This window comes from Myxococcus guangdongensis (assembly GCF_024198255.1).
Taxonomy (GTDB): Bacteria; Myxococcota; Myxococcia; order Myxococcales; family Myxococcaceae; genus Myxococcus; species Myxococcus guangdongensis.
Genome location: NZ_JAJVKW010000046.1, coordinates 1 through 2566 on the forward strand (window position 1 = coordinate 1; position 2566 = coordinate 2566).

Below are 2566 nucleotides of genomic sequence, written 5' to 3' on the forward strand. Positions count from 1 at the left end.
CCTCAGTGGTCACCCAAAACCGGCCAATGAAGGTCCCCTGAAAAGCGGCCAAAGGAGAGGGCCGAGACGTTGACGCCCGGGTAGGACGTGGAGTCCGCCCGGAGAATGGGCAACGTCTTGAGCGACGAGAAGCAGCAGCAGGTCATCGCCCTGGGTCGGTTGGGCTGGAGTCTGAGACGAATCGAGGAGGCGACGGGGGTCCGCCGAGAGACGGCCAGCGGATACCTGAAGGCGGCGGGAGTGGGAGTGCGTCCGCCGCGCCGGTGGGGCAAGACAAAACCGGCCAATGGAGGGACCACCGAGGTGGGGCCCGCGAGCGAGGAGTCCTCCTCGGGAGCAAAGCCGGCCAATGAGGGGACCACCGACGCCGCGCCACGCAGCCGCGCCGCAGTCCGGCACCTGAGGGCGAGCATCGTCGCCCCGTACGTGGACCTGGTGCAGCAGCGACTGGAGGTGGGCCGCAACGCGCGCGCCGTCTACGAGGAGCTCGTCGACACGCAGGGCTATACAGGCAGCTACATCAGCGTGCGTCGCTTCGTACGCACGCTGAGGGACAGCCAGGGCCCGGAGGCCAAGGCCGTCATCCACACGGCGCCAGGAGAGGAGGCGCAGGTGGACTACGGGGAGGGGCCCATGGTGCGCCACCCGGAGACGGGGAAGTACCGGCGCACGCGCATGTTCGTCATGACGCTGGGCTACAGCCGCAAGTCGGTGAGGCTGTTGTGCTGGAAGTCCTCCAGCCGGACGTGGGCGCAGTTGCACGAGGAGGCGTTCCGCCGACTGGGAGGCGTGGCGCGCACGGTGGTGCTGGACAACCTGCGCGAGGGCGTGCTGGCGGCCGACGTGTACGAGCCGGCCCTCAATCCCCTCTTCCGAGACGTGCTGGCCCACTACGGCGCCACGGCGCTTCCGGCTCGGGTCCGCCACCCGGACAGGAAGGGCAAGGTGGAGTCGGCGGTGGGGCACGCGCAGCGCACGCCTCTCAAAGGCCTGCGCTTCGAGTCCTTGCAGGCCGCGCAGGCCTACCTCGACGCGTGGGAGGCGCGGTGGGCGGACACCCGAATCCACGGCACCACCAAACGCCAGGTGGCCGCCATGTTCAGCGAGGAGTGTCCGAAGCTGCTGCCCCTGCCGGTGGAGCCCTTCCGGTACTACGCCTTCGGCGAGCGCGTGGTGCACTTGGACGGGCACGTCGAGGTGGAGGGCTCGTACTACTCGGTGCCCCCGGGCCACATCGGCCGCAAGCTACACGTGCAGTGGGACAGCCTCCACGTGCGTCTGTTGCTGCCCTCCTCGGGCCTGCTGCTGCGCGAGCACACCCGGACGCCTCGCGGCCACCACCGCACGCGCGAGGAGGACAGGCCCTCGCACGCGCCGCGCACCACGTTGCAACTGCTCGAGCGCGCTGCGCGCGCTGGACGCAGCGTCGCCACTCTCTGCACCGAGGTGCACCACCGGGAAGGCGAGACGGGCACCCGGCGAATCCTCGGCGTGCTGTCCCTGGCCAGGAAGTACGGCACCGCCGCCCTGGACGACGCCTGCGAGGTGGCGCTCGAGATGGACGTGCCCACCTACCGCTTCGTGCGCCGCTACCTCGAAAGACGCACCCCCACTCCCGTCACCCTGCGCCAGGTGGACCCGCTCATCCGCGAGCTCACCCACTACCGCGACGTCATCGCCCGCCTCACCCATCCCACCCCTCACCCAGGAGACACCGAGACATGAATCTCGTCGAAATCACCCGCGCCCTCACCACCTTGCGCCTGTCCGGCATGGCCCAGGCCGTCGAGGCGCGCCTGCTCCAAGCCCAAGCAGAGAAGCTCGCTCCGCTCGACTTCCTCTCCGCGCTCGTCAACGACGAGCTGACGCGTCGAAGCGACAGCTTCATCCAACGCCGTCTGAAGCAGGGTGCCTTCCGCGACGCGGGAAAAACGCTCGACGGCTTCGACTTCGACTTCAACAAGAAGATGAATCGCCGCCTCGTCTTCGAGCTGGCCACCGGCGGCTTCGTGGAGCGACGCGAGGACGCGCTCTTCCTCGGCCCTCCGGGCACTGGCAAGAGTCACATTGCCCAGGCCATCGGCCGCGCCGTCATCCAGTCCCAGGGCCACCGCGTCCTCTATCGCGAGGCCCACCACCTGCTCGAAGAGCTGGCCGAGTCCAGCCTCGAGGGCACCCGCCGCCAGAAGCTCGATGCGCTCACCAGCGCCCCGCTGCTCGTCATCGATGACCTCGGCATGCGCAAGCTGCCCGCCACCGCCGCCGAGGACCTGCTCGAGCTCATCATGCGCCGCTACGAGAAGGCTTCCACCCTCATCACCTCCAACAGGCCCGTCGAGGATTGGGGGAAGCTCCTGGGCGACAACGCCGCCGTGGCCGCCATGCTCGACCGGCTTCTGCACCATGCCCACGTCGTCCAATTCGGCCCTCGAAGCTGGCGCACCAAGGGGGCCATGGAGTTGCGGTCCGCCGAGTCCGCAGGGTAGGAGTCCTCCTGTCTCGGCCCTCTCTCTTTGGCCGGTTTTGACGGGACCCTCTTTGGCCGGTTTTCACCTGACCATTGAGG

2 protein-coding genes are annotated in these 2566 nt (G+C 68.7%); both read left to right on the plus strand.

Annotation, left to right across the window (positions count from 1 at the left end):
- Positions 1-105 precede the first annotated feature (105 nt).
- Positions 106-1725, plus strand: coding sequence for an IS21 family transposase (gene istA, locus LXT21_RS44650; RefSeq protein WP_254044380.1), 1620 nt, complete (start codon positions 106-108; stop codon positions 1723-1725).
- On the plus strand, positions 1722-2486 hold the full coding sequence (istB, locus tag LXT21_RS44655; RefSeq protein ID WP_223786106.1) for an IS21-like element helper ATPase IstB: 765 nt from the start codon (positions 1722-1724) through the stop codon (positions 2484-2486). The genes istA and istB overlap by 4 nt, the downstream gene beginning before the upstream one ends.
- The last annotated feature ends 80 nt before the right edge of the window (positions 2487-2566 follow it).